This is a genomic window from Clostridium sp. CM036 (genome assembly GCF_055081135.1).
The window spans coordinates 1,802,748-1,820,223 of record NZ_CM143652.1; the positions used below are offsets into that span (position 1 = coordinate 1,802,748).

The 17,476-nt window shown below is 31.4% G+C and carries 16 protein-coding genes; 7 read left to right on the forward strand and 9 right to left on the reverse strand.

What is annotated here, in order from left to right:
- Nucleotides 1-51: 51 nt before the first annotated feature.
- The 4 genes from ACWJKE_RS08495 to zwf all read right to left on the reverse strand — a co-directional run bounded on the left by ACWJKE_RS08495 (nucleotide 52) and on the right by zwf (nucleotide 5,082).
- Nucleotides 52-471 carry a SoxR reducing system RseC family protein gene (locus ACWJKE_RS08495; RefSeq protein WP_462954272.1) on the reverse strand — a complete coding sequence of 140 codons (420 nt, stop codon included), beginning with the start codon at nucleotides 469-471 and terminating at the stop codon, nucleotides 52-54.
- Nucleotides 472-1,029: 558 nt separating this feature from the next.
- A complete protein-coding gene (locus ACWJKE_RS08500; RefSeq protein ID WP_462954328.1) occupies nucleotides 1,030-2,802 on the reverse strand; it encodes an aminopeptidase P family protein in 1,773 nt (590 codons plus the stop codon).
- Nucleotides 2,803-2,938: 136 nt separating this feature from the next.
- Complete coding sequence (locus ACWJKE_RS08505) at nucleotides 2,939-3,565, reverse strand: cyclase family protein (protein WP_462959332.1); 627 nt, start codon at nucleotides 3,563-3,565, stop codon at nucleotides 2,939-2,941.
- An 11-nt stretch (nucleotides 3,566-3,576) separates the two neighbouring features.
- A complete protein-coding gene (gene zwf, locus ACWJKE_RS08510; protein WP_216303138.1) occupies nucleotides 3,577-5,082 on the reverse strand; it encodes a glucose-6-phosphate dehydrogenase in 1,506 nt (501 codons plus the stop codon).
- Nucleotides 5,083-5,238: 156 nt separating this feature from the next.
- Between zwf and ACWJKE_RS08515 the strand changes: the two genes are divergently transcribed.
- Together ACWJKE_RS08515 and ACWJKE_RS08520 are read left to right on the forward strand one after the other, a co-directional pair.
- The gene (locus tag ACWJKE_RS08515; protein ID WP_462954274.1) at nucleotides 5,239-5,505 is read left to right on the forward strand and encodes a hypothetical protein; all 267 of its coding nucleotides are present in this window, start codon (nucleotides 5,239-5,241) and stop codon (nucleotides 5,503-5,505) included.
- Between the two features lie 81 nt (nucleotides 5,506-5,586).
- Complete coding sequence (locus tag ACWJKE_RS08520; RefSeq protein WP_462954275.1) at nucleotides 5,587-6,954, forward strand: TolB family protein; 1,368 nt, start codon at nucleotides 5,587-5,589, stop codon at nucleotides 6,952-6,954.
- Between the two features lie 165 nt (nucleotides 6,955-7,119).
- Here the strand turns inward: ACWJKE_RS08520 and ACWJKE_RS08525 are convergent, their stop codons facing one another.
- The 3 genes from ACWJKE_RS08525 to ACWJKE_RS08535 form a co-directional block, all read right to left on the reverse strand.
- Nucleotides 7,120-7,578, reverse strand: coding sequence for a hypothetical protein (locus tag ACWJKE_RS08525; RefSeq protein WP_165413093.1), 459 nt, complete (start codon nucleotides 7,576-7,578; stop codon nucleotides 7,120-7,122).
- A gap of 143 nt (nucleotides 7,579-7,721) precedes the next feature.
- Nucleotides 7,722-8,684: an aromatic acid exporter family protein gene (locus tag ACWJKE_RS08530; RefSeq protein ID WP_462954276.1), complete on the reverse strand. Its 963-nt coding sequence runs from the start codon at nucleotides 8,682-8,684 to the stop codon at nucleotides 7,722-7,724.
- Nucleotides 8,685-8,834: 150 nt separating this feature from the next.
- Nucleotides 8,835-9,524 carry a helix-turn-helix transcriptional regulator gene (locus tag ACWJKE_RS08535; RefSeq protein ID WP_462954277.1) on the reverse strand — a complete coding sequence of 230 codons (690 nt, stop codon included), beginning with the start codon at nucleotides 9,522-9,524 and terminating at the stop codon, nucleotides 8,835-8,837.
- A 433-nt stretch (nucleotides 9,525-9,957) separates the two neighbouring features.
- Here ACWJKE_RS08535 and ACWJKE_RS08540 point away from each other — a divergent pair, with 433 nt between their 5' ends.
- The gene (locus ACWJKE_RS08540) at nucleotides 9,958-11,343 is read left to right on the forward strand and encodes a tryptophanase (protein WP_462954278.1); all 1,386 of its coding nucleotides are present in this window, start codon (nucleotides 9,958-9,960) and stop codon (nucleotides 11,341-11,343) included.
- 49 nt (nucleotides 11,344-11,392) lie between these two features.
- Here the strand turns inward: ACWJKE_RS08540 and ACWJKE_RS08545 are convergent, their stop codons facing one another.
- Nucleotides 11,393-12,310, reverse strand: coding sequence for a S66 peptidase family protein (locus tag ACWJKE_RS08545; protein WP_462959333.1), 918 nt, complete (start codon nucleotides 12,308-12,310; stop codon nucleotides 11,393-11,395).
- Between the two features lie 38 nt (nucleotides 12,311-12,348).
- Nucleotides 12,349-13,212 (reverse strand): YitT family protein, encoded by an 864-nt coding sequence (locus ACWJKE_RS08550; RefSeq protein ID WP_462954280.1) that lies wholly within the window; start codon nucleotides 13,210-13,212, stop codon nucleotides 12,349-12,351.
- A gap of 326 nt (nucleotides 13,213-13,538) precedes the next feature.
- Between ACWJKE_RS08550 and ACWJKE_RS08555 the strand changes: the two genes are divergently transcribed.
- From ACWJKE_RS08555 to ACWJKE_RS08570, 4 genes are all read left to right on the forward strand, one after another.
- Nucleotides 13,539-14,477, forward strand: a complete 939-nt coding sequence (locus tag ACWJKE_RS08555) for an ABC transporter substrate-binding protein (RefSeq protein WP_462959334.1) — start codon at nucleotides 13,539-13,541, stop codon at nucleotides 14,475-14,477.
- Between the two features lie 143 nt (nucleotides 14,478-14,620).
- Nucleotides 14,621-15,616 carry a FecCD family ABC transporter permease gene (locus ACWJKE_RS08560; RefSeq protein ID WP_462959359.1) on the forward strand — a complete coding sequence of 332 codons (996 nt, stop codon included), beginning with the start codon at nucleotides 14,621-14,623 and terminating at the stop codon, nucleotides 15,614-15,616.
- Nucleotides 15,616-16,632 carry a FecCD family ABC transporter permease gene (locus ACWJKE_RS08565; protein WP_216303146.1) on the forward strand — a complete coding sequence of 339 codons (1,017 nt, stop codon included), beginning with the start codon at nucleotides 15,616-15,618 and terminating at the stop codon, nucleotides 16,630-16,632. Before ACWJKE_RS08560 ends, ACWJKE_RS08565 begins: the two co-directional genes overlap by 1 nt.
- Nucleotides 16,633-16,647: 15 nt before the next feature.
- The gene (locus tag ACWJKE_RS08570; RefSeq protein ID WP_220286525.1) at nucleotides 16,648-17,430 is read left to right on the forward strand and encodes an ABC transporter ATP-binding protein; all 783 of its coding nucleotides are present in this window, start codon (nucleotides 16,648-16,650) and stop codon (nucleotides 17,428-17,430) included.
- Nucleotides 17,431-17,476: the final 46 nt, after the last annotated feature.

The window sequence follows — 17,476 nt, forward strand, 5'->3', positions numbered from 1 at the left end:
ATTTTAAAATATATTGAATTATATAGATATCTTTAAATCAAAAAAACTATTTTAAGATAGAATTCGAGTAATAACAAGTTGCATTTCGTCATTATTATGAGCAAATTCATCAAAAATTTTTATATTCAGTATGGACAATATAAATGTTAGTATTCCGCCTCCTATTTGAAAACCTCGCACAGAATAACCAACTTTTTTTGCTATTACTTGTCCAGCGATAACCCCCACTACAATAGCAATAAGAGGCACTATATATACAACAAAAGCTGCCATTAACATATTTGTTTCTTTCGTTTCAAAAGCAATTCGTTGTCCAGCCTTAGCCCCAATAAAATTTTGAGCCTGAATCACCAATGAACTATCACCTGGGCATGCACCACAATTTTTACATTCGTTATGCCTACCTACCTTGACTTTCGCCATGTTATCCTCAAATATTTCTATTATAATTCCTTCTTCCTCTTTTATCACCTTTACAGCTCCTCTCCTTGACTACAATATTAATTTTATTGTAAGGCTACGATAAAGTTTTTATATATTCCACATGTAAAATTATACACCGCCTGTTAAATTATATATTAATTTCAATTTCTACAACTTAAGATAGTTTTTTTTAGAGTAAAAGTCAATGATAATTAATTTTTTAACAAACAAATATATGCTGATTTTCATTTTTTTTACTCGAAAACCATTCTTTTGTAAATGTATACAAAACATTTTGTCCGCCTTTTATTTTCACAATTCCTACTTATTCGTACTAATGTTTTGAACAATCCCTAATCATATTACTGTGTTAAAGTATTAGCGTAAGCTTTTATATATTCTTTTTTCAGTATTATTACAATTTTATTTAATAATATTTTTTTTTAAACTCAATTTAATATTATTGTTAAATCGTGTTAAAATATTAACAATTTCTTCTTATGATACTAAAACTAAAGGTAATCATGCGAAAGCATTGCTAATAAGGAACTAAAAAAGAGATGCATTTGCATCTCTTTAACCCTTCTTAATTCATTAATCTTATATTTATATTGCTATTGTTGCAACCTTTAAATACTCTAGGTCCTCTCCTTGTAAATATGGAGAAAGTTTCTCAAATACGGTTCTATGATAATTATTTAGCCACGCCTTTTCGTCATATGTTAATAAAAGCGCATCTATAGCTTCTAAATCTATAGGGCAAAAGGTTAAAGTCTCAAACTTCATAAATTGTCCACCATATTGAGTTTTTTCATCTTCCTTAACAGTAACTAAGTTTTCTATTCTTATACCATGTTTTCCATCCTTATAAACCCCTGGTTCATTGGACACTATCATTCCTTTTTCAAGCTTAACAGTACTGGCAGCCATAGATATTCGATGTGGCCCCTCATGAACATTTAAAAAGAAACCTACTCCATGCCCTGTTCCATGTTTAAAATTCATACCTGCATTCCAAAGTGGAATTCTAGCTATAATATCCAAGTTTGAACCAGTGGTTCCATATAAAAATCTCTGCATACTTAAATCAATCATTCCTCTTAAAACTAGAGTGAAATCTGTTTTCTCTTCTTCCGTTAATGGGCCTACTGCTAGGGTCCTTGTAATATCTGTTGTTCCATCTAAGTACTGAGCACCAGAATCTAATAAATAAAGGCCTTCTTTCTTTATAGTAGCCTGATTTTTTTCTGTAGCAGTATAGTGAGGCATAGATGCATTTGCTCCGTAAGCCGAAATAGATGCGAAACTTAAATCATAAAAATTTTCTCCTGCTTTTCTTATTTCGCAAATTTTATCTGATGCCTCTATTTCAGTAATATTACGCGTTTTTATAGTTTTTTTCATCCAGTTTATAAATTTAACCATAGCCACGCCATCACGTACCATTGCCTTTCTAACATTTTGAATTTCAACATCATTTTTTATACCCTTAAATTTTGTAGTTATATCCATAGCTTCTACCGTTTTAATCTTTATGGCACTATATATCCAAGTACTGTTTTTCGCTGGATCAAATAATATTGTTCCGGCTTTAATATTTTTTAGAAATTCCCCTATGCTATCGTATGGCATTATTTCTACATTGGCCTTTTCAAGCTCAGATCTAACTTTTGAATTAATCTTTATATCATCTATAAATAAATAACATTTTTCCTCTGAGATAACTGTATAAGCTATTGTTAAGGGATTACATTTTACATCTCTTCCTCTAATGTTTAATAGCCATGCTATATCATCGAGTCCTGATATAACATAGTAATTTGCTCCCATATTCTTCATTTCCTGGACTACTTGCGCAAGTTTTGCTCCTCTTGACTTTCCTGCATACACTATATCGTGCAAAATCACCTCACTGGAGGGTCTTGCTGGTCTATCCTTCCATATTTTATCTATTAAATCTTCATTAACTTCAAATGAAAATTTCTTACTTTCTAACGCTTTCTCTAACCCTCTAAAATACTCTACTGAAATAACCTTGCCATCAAAAGCAATCTTTGCTCCTTCGCTAAGAGATTCCTTCAAAAATTCCTCAGCAGTTGGAACATTACTCTCTCCCATTTTAAATAAAGTTACACCTGTACCTTGTAATTCACTTTCTGCTTGAATGAAATATCTTCCATCTGTCCAAAGATAAGCATCCGTAAGTGTTATAATTGCAGTACCAGCAGAACCTGTAAATCCTGTTATAAACGTTCTAGCAGTATAATGTTCTGCTACATATTCACTTTGATGTGGATCTGAACTAGGTACTATATATGCTTCTATGCCTCTTTCTCTCATACCATTTCTTAACTCTTCAATTCTTTCTTTTACATTCATCATATTCACCCCATTAATTTGCAAGCGTTTACTTACAATTTTTAAATTACTTGTTTAATTATACCATAAATAAGTTGGGATTATTAAAACAAAAACTGTAATTTTATATAATTTTTAAGTTTTGAACTATAAGTACTTATATTAAGTCTTTTATTAAAACTATCCTAGCAGGAGCACCATCTGCTCCCTTAATTTTAAGTGGCATAGCACACATGAAGTATTCATCTTCTTTTATTTCTTTTAGTCTAACACCTTCTATTATAGTTATTCCCTTGCTAAAAAGAATTTTATGGGTTTCATGTTCTGGCTGAGACCTTTCTATTCCAAGTGAATCTATTGCTACTCCAATTATTTCTCTTTCTGCTAGATACTCTGCTCCACTTTTTTCAAGAAAAACAAAATCAAATTCAAATTCATCTGTGAATGAGTTGCGAGTTTTAAGCAATAAGAATTCACCTGGCCTAATGTTTTTATCCATAAGATCTTCTTTTGTTATTCCATTTACTATTTTTGTTAAATCCAAAACTCTACACTTTGTAATCAATTTATTTAAATCAATAGCATCAATAGTAGCACCCATATCATCTACATGATACGGTGCATCAATATGAGTTCCTGTATGTAAGTTCATACATATACTAGATTCATTAATGCTATCCTTTGGGATTTTCCTTTCAAATTTAATCACTGGTCTTTTTCCCTCTATATTCTTGTATACTCCCATACTTTTTTCTATAGTCATAGATATATCATATATAATCATGTTACGCCTCCTTAATTTTGTGCTGTATTCCACCACTGTCCGCCATCCCGCTCAACTAAATGCATTGCTTCCTCTGGGCCTGAGGTCCCTGCTGAGTAATTAGGATAATTAGGTATATTATTTTCAAATCCTTTTTCAATGCTTTCAATAAATTTCCACGAGTATTCAAGTTCATCCCATCTAGTAAACAAAGATGAGTTATTTCTAATTGCTTCAAGCAATAGCCTCTCATAAGCCTCGGGTGAATCATTTAAATACTTACAGCTTTGACAATAATCTAATTCAACTTTTTCCATTTTAAATTCACTACCTGGCTTTTTAGCATTTATCTGAAAGAAAAAGCCCTCTTCTGGCTGAATTTTTAAGACTAAAAGATTATGACTAATCTGATTAAACTCCTTATAATAATTAATTCCAGGAAGTTTTTTAAACTGAATAACTATCTCTGTGCTTTTAGTATCCATTCTTTTTCCTGCTCTTATATATATGGGTACTCCTCCCCACCGGAAATTGTCAATATAAGTCTTAAGGGCTATAAAAGTATCTGTGTTTGACACTTTTGATACCCTATCTTCGTCTCTATACGCCACCTCTTTTATACCATTGACAAAGCCAGAGCCATATTGACCCCGAACAATATTTTCCGTGCAAGTCTCAGCGGTAAAAGGTCTGAGTGATCGTAATACCTTGACTTTTTCATCTCTTATAGATTCTGGTTGAAAGTCTACTGGAGGTTCCATCGCAATCATAGTCAATATTTGTAACAAATGATTTTGAAGCATATCTTTTAAAATACCAGCATTTTCATAATATCCGCCTCTGTTCTCTACGCCTAAAAGTTCATAGGACGTAATTTGAATATTATCAATATAATTTGCATTCCATAGTGGTTCAAATAATGAGTTACCAAATCTTATTGCTAATATGTTTTGGATCATTTCTTTTCCCAGATAGTGATCTATTCTAAATATATCCTCTTCAGGTATAAGCTTTGATATATTATCATTTAAAATCCTAGCCGTTTTCAAACTTGATCCAAAAGGCTTTTCGATCATTATCCTCTGCCAGCCAGTGTCTTTGCAAACCATAGCATTATTCTTTAAATTTCTAATTATCCCTTCAAAAAACTCTGGTGCAACTGCTAAATAATATAATCTTTTACCTCCAGTTAAATATTTAGTCTCCATTATTTCCAAAAATGAATCTAAATCCTTGTACGCTTCATTATCTGAAGTAAAATCAAAATTCTTATAAAAAATTTTCTTACTAAATTTATCCCATAGTTCTTCATTTAAAGAAAACCTAGAGAATTTTTTCACTGATTCATACATTTCTTCTCTATATTGCTGATTTGTTTTTTCCCGTCTTCCTATAGACACAATTGTAAAATTTTCAGGTAATTTCTCCTCGTACATCAAACTAAAAATAGCTGGAATAAGTTTTCTTTTTGTCAAATCACCAGTTCCACCAAAAATTATAAATATACTAGAAAGTTCTTCATCCATACTTTTCTCCATTAAAAGTGCTCCTTCCTGCAATTCTTTTCATACGCACTATTTCTTATTTTTTTGTTCTGATCATAGCATATTAATTAATAACTACATCTACGGGTTTACTTAAATGAAATAGCTATCATATTACAATTTCAATTAATAATAATATACCACAAACTCATGAAATGCGTAAAAGTATATTTGCAAGTACTTTTGTTGAATTTCTATATATTGTATTTTTCGGAAGATGCTCAGGGCTTTTGTAATCTATTAAAAGAAGTGGATGTAGCCGAAGTAAATCTATTACCCTTCCATCAATTTGTACAAAATAAATATTCCTTATTAAATAAGGAATGCAAGTTTGCAGATGTTGCGCAACTACATGAAGAAGATTTAAACTCATATAAAGAGATATTTATTCAAAACGGCCTAAATTGTATAATATAATTTAGGCTATTTTTATTCCAGTTTGTTTCATAGAAATCAGGGAATGCTATCTATAAAAAGATAGATTGGTGGTATGAAATCATGATAAATATAAAAGTAAAGGTGGAAAGCCTAACAATTACAATGTTATTGCTAGCTGCTATTGGCATTACAAGCGGCTGTCCATCAAAAATCAGTAAAAGCGAAAAGAGCATAGGAACATTTAAATTACAAAATACTGCAATAAAAAAAACTCCAGACATTAAAAGTATGAACGCTGTGGTAATACGGAAAAATGAATTACTTTTAGTCTCGTTAAATGATAAAAATGATAATATCACATTAGATAGTGGAGGTACCTTTTCTCACCCACTCATATCTCCTGATAAAAGTCTGGTTTCATACATGAAGGATAGTGTTTTATATATTACAACGGATAAACTAGAACATATAAAAGTAGTCGATAATGCGTCACAGTTATCATTTGCATGGCAAGATAAAAATACTTTACTATACTCTCCTACCACTGGCGGCTTATATGTTTATGATGTTGTAAATAAAATCAGTAAACCTTACCTTCAAAATGAGTTTAATTACCAAAATATTACCTTAGATAGTAAAGGAAGAATATATGCAGAGCAGTACGTATACTATAAAAAAAATGGATCTGATTATAGAAATGATTATGGAATATTATTTTTTGATCCAATAGCAAAAACACAAAAAATAGTTATAAAATCAATCCCAAGTAAAATAGATACAGTTGACGATTTAGGAATGTATCCTATAATAATCGGTATATCAAATGATGATAAGTATCTGTATATATGGAAACATCCACATGCAGGCTCTCTTGCAGCAGATGGAGTTGATTTGGCAGTGTACGATATTTCACAAAATAAATTAATAGAATATACTAATCCAAATATAGTTTCACTAGGCTATAGTGATAATATATCCCCAAACCCTAAAAACAGTAACTCTTTAGCATTAATCTACGGTGGTGGTAGAGAGATGGGTAATAACAAAGATTTAGTTGTTTTAGATATCTTAACTGGCAAATTTCAGTCCTTATCCCCAAAGGGAGAAACAACCATGACACCTTATTACACAAATGATGGGAATACAATCCTATATGCTTCCTCTAAAGAACAAAAATATGTGCCTAGCGGCTTAACTCAATGGCTTTTAAACGGGCAACACCATATTTTCAGTATTGATACAACTACAAAACAAATAAAACAGCTTACAAATAACCAAAATTATTTCGATTTTTCACCAATATATATAAATAACAAAGACATCATATTCTTCCGTAGTGATAAATCTGAAAATGTGTCTATTTGGAAATATGCTAATGGCCAGGAAACTATGCTTGCAGATGGTTTAATATTTTATGATGATATGGATTATCCAGCCCAAAACTATTTTGGTCATTTTAACACCACTCAGTATACTGATATACGATAGCCAATTGAAGTTATCCCCTTTCTATGGATGATTTTTACGTAATATAAAATTTATTACTTTCATTTATGATAAATAAAGTTCAAAAAGGCTCTAGCAAAATTGCTAAAGCCCTTTATTTAATAGCGAGAAAAATATATATTAAAAATAAATAGACCTTTTGAATCTTTATAGATTAATTACTCCATTTAATGTTGGTTTGTTTTCATCTCTTGAATTTAGCTCTATTATATCTGGTAATTTCCAATTTCTTATTCCTCTATTAAATCTCCGTGGTAATAGATATCTAGCTGGCTTATACCCCTTTTTCCGGTGATTCATTATATCTTCCTCAAACATGTTTTTTACTTCGTTCATATGACAACTATTTATTTTAATTTGTTTAAACTTAAGTTCACTTACAATTTTCAAAAACCTATCTACTTCACTTTGAAAAACTTTAGCAAAAAAAGCATTTGCCTTATTGCCATCACAAATTAATATTGGATTTAATTGACTTTCATTTATAATAGCTTTCAATTTAAATACATCTTTTTTACTCTTCCCAATAAAATAACCATAATTAATATAATTAGGATCACTATCTTCAGGAAAAATCACATTATATAACAATTCTTCTTCTTTCATTTTAATCCTCACCTTTCTAATAAAATACTAGATTAATAAAACTAAAATTTTCAAAGCCTCTGATATATATATTCGTTGTAGTTATTATAGTAGTTAATTGTAAATAATATGTTATGAATTTGTTTAGACTTGACTACGTATTGTTAATTTTCAAAACATTCTTTAAATTCCTTCTTGATAATTAAAAAGTCCTCTAAATCATTTAAAAATAGAAATAATAATGCCCTATTTTCAAATTCATTTCTATTCTTTGGCAATGCCATAATTTCATAATCTTTCCTAAGTAAAGTGAGCTTATTAATAAGTTCGATACAATCATTATCTTCATGAATATTAGTTGCAACATCATTAGTAAATTCTGACAATATTATAGTTTGATCATAGGTTATATAAAATCTTGAAAAATGTCTTTTCATTCTTTTTATAGCCTCTAATTGTATTTTTCTCATATCTATATAACTTACATAATAATCATTACTCTTAAACAAATGATTATTATTTATTATTTGTACCATCAATTTAGTATTTTTAATTAGCTTTTCAACACTTGAAATTACTTCTTGCTCATAAATTGGTACAGCTTGTGAAATCAAACTTAATGCCATATCTGATAATATTAATCTATATTGTTCTTCTATCTTCTCTTTGTTCTTCTCAAAATCCTCTTCTAATGATGCTGTATATAAATTAAAAACCATTGCAACCCCAATACCTATTATAGTTAACTTTGCTTCATTTATAATCCAAAAAATATTAATATCTGTACTTATTAAAAGATGTGTTGATAATACTGCGCCAATAACCATACCCTCACTTGTTTTCAAAATATTAGTTATTGGTATAAATATAAGTAAAAATAGTCCAAATACAATAGGATTATTACCAAGTAAAATATATAGCATAAAAGATAAAAGTATAGCTACGGTGGATGCGATTATTCTCCTACCTGCAACTAATATCGATTCTTTCTTTGTATCTTGAATACTTAATATTGCAATTATACCCGAAGTTACTCCAAATTCTAACCCCATATAATTTGCAACAATAATTGCTATTGTTGCAGACAAAGTTATCTTAACTGTTTTTGATTGTAAATATTTTATCATTCCACAACTTTCTCCTACTACCATAATTATATGGTATGTTCTTTATTTATAATTAACTTTTTTGCTTTTTATTTCAGTCAGGTTTCTTATTATGGTGCATCATATAACAAAAAACCTTTAAATTTCAAGGTTTTTTATTTGTTTTCTTTATCAAGTACAATCCATATTTCTATTGACTTTGCTGAGATAGCGATAGATACTAGGCTCTGAACAATAAAGTTGTTTTGCCACTTCACTTACAGCTCCCTTAAGCATAAAAACACCTTTTCGGTTTAATATATCAATGATATTTATCCGTTCATTCTTCGACAATCGATCAATAGGGATGTTATTGTCATCTAATACCTTATTTAAAACAGTTTCTGTTACTTCAGCAATAGATCCCGAAAAGGTCTCAGTATTATCATTCAAAAGAGAATTAACAGATTCATATGTGCTATTTTGCTCAATTAATTTATCTGGGTGACAAAGCTTTAATATTTGGTCGCTTATATCTACATATTTTTTATCGTCGAAATTAATGCACAACATTCCCACAAGCTCATCGTTCTCGTCCTTAATAAACATGGTTGAAGATCTCAATATGCGTTGATCTTTAGAAACTCCATTATAGTTGAGTTTATAGTTGTTATTTTTATAACTCTTATCTGATATAATACTCAGTGCAAGATTAGTCATGGGAGCACCAACTGTTCGTCCGCTAATATATCCATTCGCTATTGCAACTATGGAATTTGTATCATATCCAAAATCATGTAAAGCAACTTCATAGTCTGGACCTAGGGACTTTCCTAAAAATTCCACAAGAATGCTATATTGTTTTAACATAATGTCATTCATTTTTCCACCTACTCTTATATATTTATTACACCACTTTATATGGGACTTCATAACTAGTGTATTTATTATAGAAATTTTAAAATCCAAATTTATAATATGCTATATAGATTATCACAATTATATAAAAGTTACAACGTAAACGTTATTTTTTAATAATTTATTATTAATAAAGTAATTACTTATCGACTACAAATTCATTTAAAGCTATAAAAAATCCTTAAATCAGGCAAAACAGTATAACAAATCCCATTTGCTAGTAATTTTTTCTATTTATTGTTAATAATTTTATTAAGACCATTGACTATATATTATTGCAGTGATAAAATCCTTCTATAGGGGGTTTAAAATATAAAAACCATTATATTACAGGGGGGCAATGATTTATTCATTCAACATAATTACATTTTAAATAAATAAAATGGAGGTTTTTATTATGAGCATAAAATATGTACCAGAACCATTTAGAATTAAGATGGTAGAGACTCTTAAGATGCTTACACGTGAGGAAAGGAAACAAAAGATTGCTGAAGCAAAATACAATATGTTTAACCTTCGTGGTGAAGATGTTTATATTGACTTATTAACAGATAGTGGAACTAATGCAATGAGTCAAGAACAATGGGCTGGTATCATGAGAGGCGACGAAGCCTATGCCGGTTCATCAAGTTACTATAAACTTGTAGAAGCAGGTCAAGATATTTTTGGTTATAAATACATTCAGCCAGTTCATCAAGGTCGCGCAGCGGAGAAGGTTATGTTTGGATTATTAATGGAAAAAGGTAAATACGCTATCTCTAATACCTTCTTTGATACAACAAGAGCACACGTAGAAGCAACAGGTGCAAGAGCCATTGATTGTGTTGTTGCTGAGGCTAAAGATCCAGCTATAAGAGCACCTTTTAAAGGAAATATGGATGTTGAAAAATTAGAATCCTTAATTAAAGAGTACGGTGCTGATAAGATTGGCCTTGTTGTTATGACAGTTACAAATAATTCAGCAGGTGGCCAGCCAGTATCTGTACAAAACGTAAGAGAAACATCAAATGTTTGTAAAAAATACGGTATTAAATTATGTATCGATGCTGCACGTTATGCTGAAAACGCTTACTTAGTAAAATTAAGAGAAAAAGAGTTTGCAGATAAATCAATTAAAGAAATTGTAAAAGAAATGTTTAGTTATGCAGATATGTTTACAATGAGTGCTAAGAAAGATACAATTGTCAATATGGGTGGATTAATTGGCATTAAAGATGATGAAAAATTGTTCCAACTTTGTAAGGCACGTACAATTTTATTCGAAGGTTTTATTACTTATGGCGGTCTTTCAGGTCGTGATCTTGAGAGTTTAGCACTTGGTCTTTATGAAGGACTTGATGAAAATTACCTTAACTATCGTATTGGACAAATGGAGTATCTTGCAGCACGACTTGATGATGCAGGCGTTACGTACCAATCACCAGTAGGCGGCCATGGTGTATTTGTAGATGCAAAGGCGTTGTTACCTCAGATTCCATACTATGAATTCCCGGGGCAAGCCCTTGCGATTGAACTTTATATAGAAGCTGGAATTCGTACATGCGATATTGGATCTTATATGATGGGAAATGATCCTGATACAGGAAAACAAATAGAATCAGAATTTGAGTTTACACGTTTTGCAATTCCACGTCGTGTTTATACTCAATCCCATATCGATATTATGGCAGATGCCCTAATTGCAATTAAAAAAAGAGCAAGCGAAATAACAGGTTACCGAATTACATGGGAGCCAGCTGTTCTTAGACACTTCCAAGCAAGTCTCGAACCAGTTAAAAAATAAGATATTTTAAATAAAAGCTTGCAATTTTTTTAAGTTGCAAGCTTTTATATTACTCCACTACGCCTTCCATTACATGAATAACTCCAGCCTCAGCATCCATTTTCACCCTTGCCCCAATGGGAAGGGTTAGTTTTGGATAATCATGACCTGAGCAAAACCCTGAAAACATTGGGATACCTAACTTATATAATCTATCTTGAAAAACCTCTTCTAAAGTAAGGCTTCTTTGATAACTAGGTAAATCACAACCTTTAAATTGGCCTAGAATAATCCCCTTGCACTGTTGAAGTTTTTTAGCTAATAGGAGTTGTGTTAGCATCCTATCAACTCTATAAGGTTCTTCGCCAACCTCTTCCATAAAGAAGATTTTATCTTTCATATTAATTTCATAGGGAGTTCCAAGCAAGTTGCATAATAGCCCAAGATTACCACCTATAAGATTACCCTGAGCCTTACCTTTTGTAATACACTTAGTAGTAAATCCAGATGGGTTTTTAATAGTATAGGGCTTATACCCTTCCATAAATGTGAACATAAAACTTTTAAAAGTTTCAATATCTTCTAGATTAGAACTGCCCATTGGGCTATGAAATGTAGTTAGTTCACATTTCTCATAAAATGAATTTAGAAAAACTGTTATGTCACTAAAACCCGCAAATATCTTTGGATTTTTTTTTATTACATCAAAATCTAGATAAGGGAGTACTCTGCTTGAACCATATCCCCCTCTTATGCAGAGGATCATATCTACTGCTTTATTTTTGAACATTTCCATTATATCTGTTGCTCTGTCTTCATCCTTGCCAGCAAGATATCCCCACTTATCATATAGGTGTTTTCCTTCTATTATATTAAACCCTCTATTTTTTAGAAATGAAATTACCTTTTGTATTGCTTCAATATTTTCTGGGCTGGCAGGAGCAATGAGTCCAATAGTGTCTCCTAAACATAGTCTTTTTCCAAGCATTATTAACACTTCCTCTAATTAATTTGAGATAATATCTTTTATAAAATATTCGAATTAAATCCTCTACCATCTACTTCTGAAGCATCTATTATTGAAATTAAAGCATCCTCGTCTATTTTCTGCACTGAATATTTAAACTCTGGTAATTTTGATACATGTACTATGCAATAGATAACTTTTCTTTCTTTGCCTGTAAGTGCGTTGCCCTTTAGTATTGTAGCTCCACGGTGCTTAGAGTTTGTTATATACTCACAAACTTCCTCCTCTTTATCTGTAATTATAAGTAATACCTTTTTTCGTGATAAACCACGGATTATCTTATCTGTAACAAAAGCTGCTATATACATGCTCATTAACGTGTATAATGCAATAGTTATTCCATTTAATAGCATTCCTAAAAATACTATAACGCAATTTACAATAAAACCCAATTGACCTACATCAAAACTATCACATTTCTTTTTAATTAACATTACTATTATGTTCATACCACCCTCTGAACCGTGGTTTGAGTATGCAAGCCCTGCACCTGCGCCCATTAATACCCCTCCATATACAGAAATTAGAAGCGCATCATGTACCGTAATAATACTGCTTAAATTTTTAGTCATTACTAAAAATAGAGATAGTGATACAGTCCCTATCATGCTGTATATAGTAAATCTTTTGTTTAATTTCCTATAACTTAATGCCAATAAAGGTATATTAGCTAGTAGTACAGTATATCCTGCTGGAACCTTCAAAGCATACTGTATTAAAATTGCCATACCTGACAGACCTCCACTGAATAGTTTTGCATTTACTAAAAACATATTTACACCTATAGCAGATAATAAACACCCCAGTATCACAAAAAATGCATTCTTTATATTTTGCTTGTTTAATATTGTATTAACTTTCATACTAGCCTCTCCATTTTTATTTATTTTAATTATCTTTACTCATAAACGTAAATAGTTCTTCTTTATACCAATATATAGTCAAATTATTTTTTTGTACCGTTTCTAGGCTAAAGATTTATTTAGCCTTAAACTTTGCCCCCAATTTTGTCTTTATTAAAATTGAAAAGAAATTGTTGACATATTTAGTAGTTCTGATATAATGAAAATTGTGATTCACTGATAATGATTGTCATTTGCAATTATCACTCATATAAATAATTTATGATTTTGGTTAATCATTGGGTCGTATACATAGCTAATTCAACTTAAACAAGGAGAGATTTATTATGAAGAAAAAAAGATTATTAGGATTAATAACATTAACAGTAATTTCTATTAGCGTTTTTACAGGTTGTTCAAAGGCTGCGAAAGAAGTTAAAGAAAAGAGTGTAACCAAGGTGGTTAGCACAATAAAAGGTGATGTAACAGTCCCTACTACCCCTAAACGTATTGTAGATATATCTGGATCAAGTGAGGAATTATTAATTTTAAACCATATCCCCGTAGGTACTGCAAATGCTGATTCTTATAAAACTACGGAAATACCAAGTTATCTAAAAGATAAAATGAGTACCTCTGAGCTTGTAGGCTTTTCCATGATGGATACTATGGATATGGAAGCTATACTAAAATTAGATCCAGATTTAATTTTAATGAGCGAAAGGCAAACAAAAATATATGATCAGTTAAAAGCTATTGCACCTGTCGTAATGCTTAAAGACTATGCTAACGATTGGCGGACCCGATTAACTGATATTTCGAAACTATTTGAGCAAGAAAAAGATGCTCAAAAATGGCTAGCGGCTTACGATAAAAAAGCAGTAAGTATAGGATCTGAGATAAAGAAAAAAAATGGCCCGCAAACCTACCTTACGATACTTGCAAGTTCAGGCAAATTTTATATTTTCAGTGATGCAGGCATAGGTTCAATACTATTGTCAGATATGGAATTAGCTCAACCGTCTAACATGCCAAAGCAAGAAGGAATAAGTTTACCAGTAGTAACTATGGAAGGTTTATCATCCATTGATGCAGATCATATTGTGGTTATAGCAACTGATGCTGATAAAAAAGATTTAGAGGGTAGTACTGTTTGGAAAAGCATGAGAGCTGTAAAAAATGGAAATGTTACAACGCTTGATAGTAGCCCATATTTTGCACAAGGTTATTCTCCAATAGGAAGAGAATTATTACTTGATTTGATAAAGAAAGAATTTGTGAAATAACACATATTATATTTTCTGGGTGATAAATGATATATTCCCATATACGGTTATCACCCTTTTATCTTAATACATTTTAATCCAAGGCTAATGTGAGGTGTACCGTTTTAATGGAAAAATCGATAGTTACAGAACATAAGAAAAAAATGAATAGACTAATCATAAGCTCATTATTAATCGTAATTGGACTTATTATATTATTTTTTGGCATGGTATTATCAGTATCCCTGGGTGCAAAACATATAGACTTATATACAGTATTTAATAGCATATTTTCAGATGGCGTTGATATAAACTCAAAAATCATCCGTGATATAAGACTTCCCCGGATGATTGCAGCTGCTTTGGTCGGAGCTTTTTTAGCAGTGTCTGGTGCTATAATGCAAGGAATAACAAGAAACCCAATAGCTGACCCCTCTATAATGGGTATTACTCAAGGTGCAACTTTTACCATAGCTATAGCCTTTGCAGTGAGGGCTAATATAGGGACTTCAGGGCTGATGTTTTTTGCTTTTATCGGAGCTAGTTTAAGTGGTGTATTCGTGTATATATTAAGTTCAAAATCTAGTAAAGGTGTTAGTCCCATTAAACTTATTTTAGCAGGAACCGCTCTGGGAACTCTTTTAATATCTCTCGCAACCGCTATTGCAATGCATTCCAATTTATCTCAGCAACTAAGCTTTTGGGTTGCTGGTGGATTTGTTACTGCAAAATGGCAAGGGGTAAAATTATTAGCCTCCGTTGGTGCCTTTGGTGTCATTGCCGCAATAATTATTTCTCCTAAAATAACCATTTTAAGCCTAGGAGAAGATATTGCCATAGGACTTGGTCAAAAGACAAATATCATAAGATTTATTGGTATAGTCATCGTAATATTACTTAGCGGTAGTTCAGTGGCTGTAGCCGGAAATATTTCTTTTCTTGGACTTATTGTGCCACAAATTGTAAGAAGTTTAGTTGGACCAGATTATAGATTTATAATCCCATGTTCACTAATACTCGGTGCGGATTTGCTAGTTTATAGCGATATAGCAGCTAGGATGATAAATCAGCCTTATGAAACTCCTATTGGGGCGCTAACAGCATTACTAGGTGTACCCTTCTTCATATATATTGTCAGAAAGGAGGCCAATTCATTATAATGCAAAACCATAAAAGAAAGAAAAAGCTAATTTTGATTATAATCATATTATTCGTTCTACTCTTTTCAATATTTATAATTAGTTTTAATATTGGAACTTTTGCTATAGGTCCTCTAGATGTAATTAAAACTTTATTTGGACAGGGAAATAAAAAGCATGAACTGGTACTCTTCACTATGAGGCTTCCACGAATAATTATAGCTATACTTGTGGCAAGTGCCTTAGCTATAGCAGGAACCGTACTTCAAGGCATAACTAAAAATGATCTTGCTGACCCTGGCATATTAGGAATAAGTTCTGGTGCAGCCTTGGCTGTAGTTATTTATATATATTTTATGAATGGAGAAGTATATTCTGATATAAGCATGCTAACGGTGTTTACCATGCCTATCGTAGCTTTGCTTGGAGCAGGTTTTGCAGCTTTCCTTATTTATACTTTAGCTTGGAAAAAGGGTCTAAATCCTACTAGATTGATTTTGATGGGGATAGGTATTAATTCTGCTTTCAACGCTATATTGATCCTATTTCAATTTAGATTTACAACTCAAGATTTCAACAAAATAATGGTTTGGACCTCAGGAAGTATTTGGGGAACCAATTGGAGTTATGTTATTGCAACTCTGCCATTTGTATTTATTTTTACCGGACTTATAATTTATAAAGCAAGATATCTAGATGTTTTAAGTTTAGGCGACGAACTGTCAGTTGGACTCGGCGTAAATATAGAAAAAGAAAGAAGATCACTACTTATATATACCGTGGCATTAGCTGGTACGGCTACAGCGGTTGCCGGAACCATATCATTCTTAGGGCTAATTTCGCCACACATAGCAAGGCGGCTTGTTGGGCCAAAGCACAAATTATTAATACCAACTGCAGCACTAGTTAGTTCAATAATTTTATTGTTGTCTGATACCATAGCTAAAAATATTTTAGCTCCTATTGAAATGCCCGTTGGAATAGTCATTTCAATTATTGGAGTACCCTATTTCATCTATTTAATTATGAAGGAATAACTTAGGAGGTTACATATGAACAGCATAAAAACCGAAAATTTATCTATATCTTATGGAGATTTTGACATAGTAAAAAATTTAAATTTGAACATACCTAAAGGAAAAATCACAACTATTATAGGCTCTAATGGATGTGGTAAATCAACTATATTAAAGACTATTGCAAGAATATTGAAGCCTAAAAGTGGAGTCATATACATAAATGATAATGACATTCAAGATTTAAGTTCTAATTTCATATCTAAAGAAATGGCAGTTTTGCCACAAAGTCCTCAAGCACCAAATGGATTAACTGTTGGTGAGCTCGTAGCCTACGGAAGATTTCCTCATCAAAGTGGATTCGGTAAACTAACGAGTCAAGATAAAGAAAAAATAGATTGGTCACTGAAAATAATTGGCATGCAAGAATTTAAGGACAGACCTATAGAGACATTGTCAGGTGGCCAAAGGCAAAGAGTATGGATAGCTATGGCACTCGCCCAAGAAACTGAAATATTATTATTAGACGAACCTACTACCTATTTAGATTTAGCACATCAACTAGAAATTCTACAATTACTAGAAAGTTTGAATAAGACGCAAGGACAAACCATTGTTATGGTTATTCATGATCTAAATAATGCCGCAAGATTTGCAGATTATATGGTAGGAATTAAAGATGGTAACATAGTTTGCACTGGTAGTCCTAAAGAAATAATGACTAAAGATAACTTAAGGAAAATATTTAATATAGATGCTGTAGTCATTAATGAGCCCCTAAATAATAAACCAGTTTGTATTACATATAACTTAATATAAAGTTAGTAATATGCTTTCCTATGTTTGATGCAAAGTGCGATTTCAT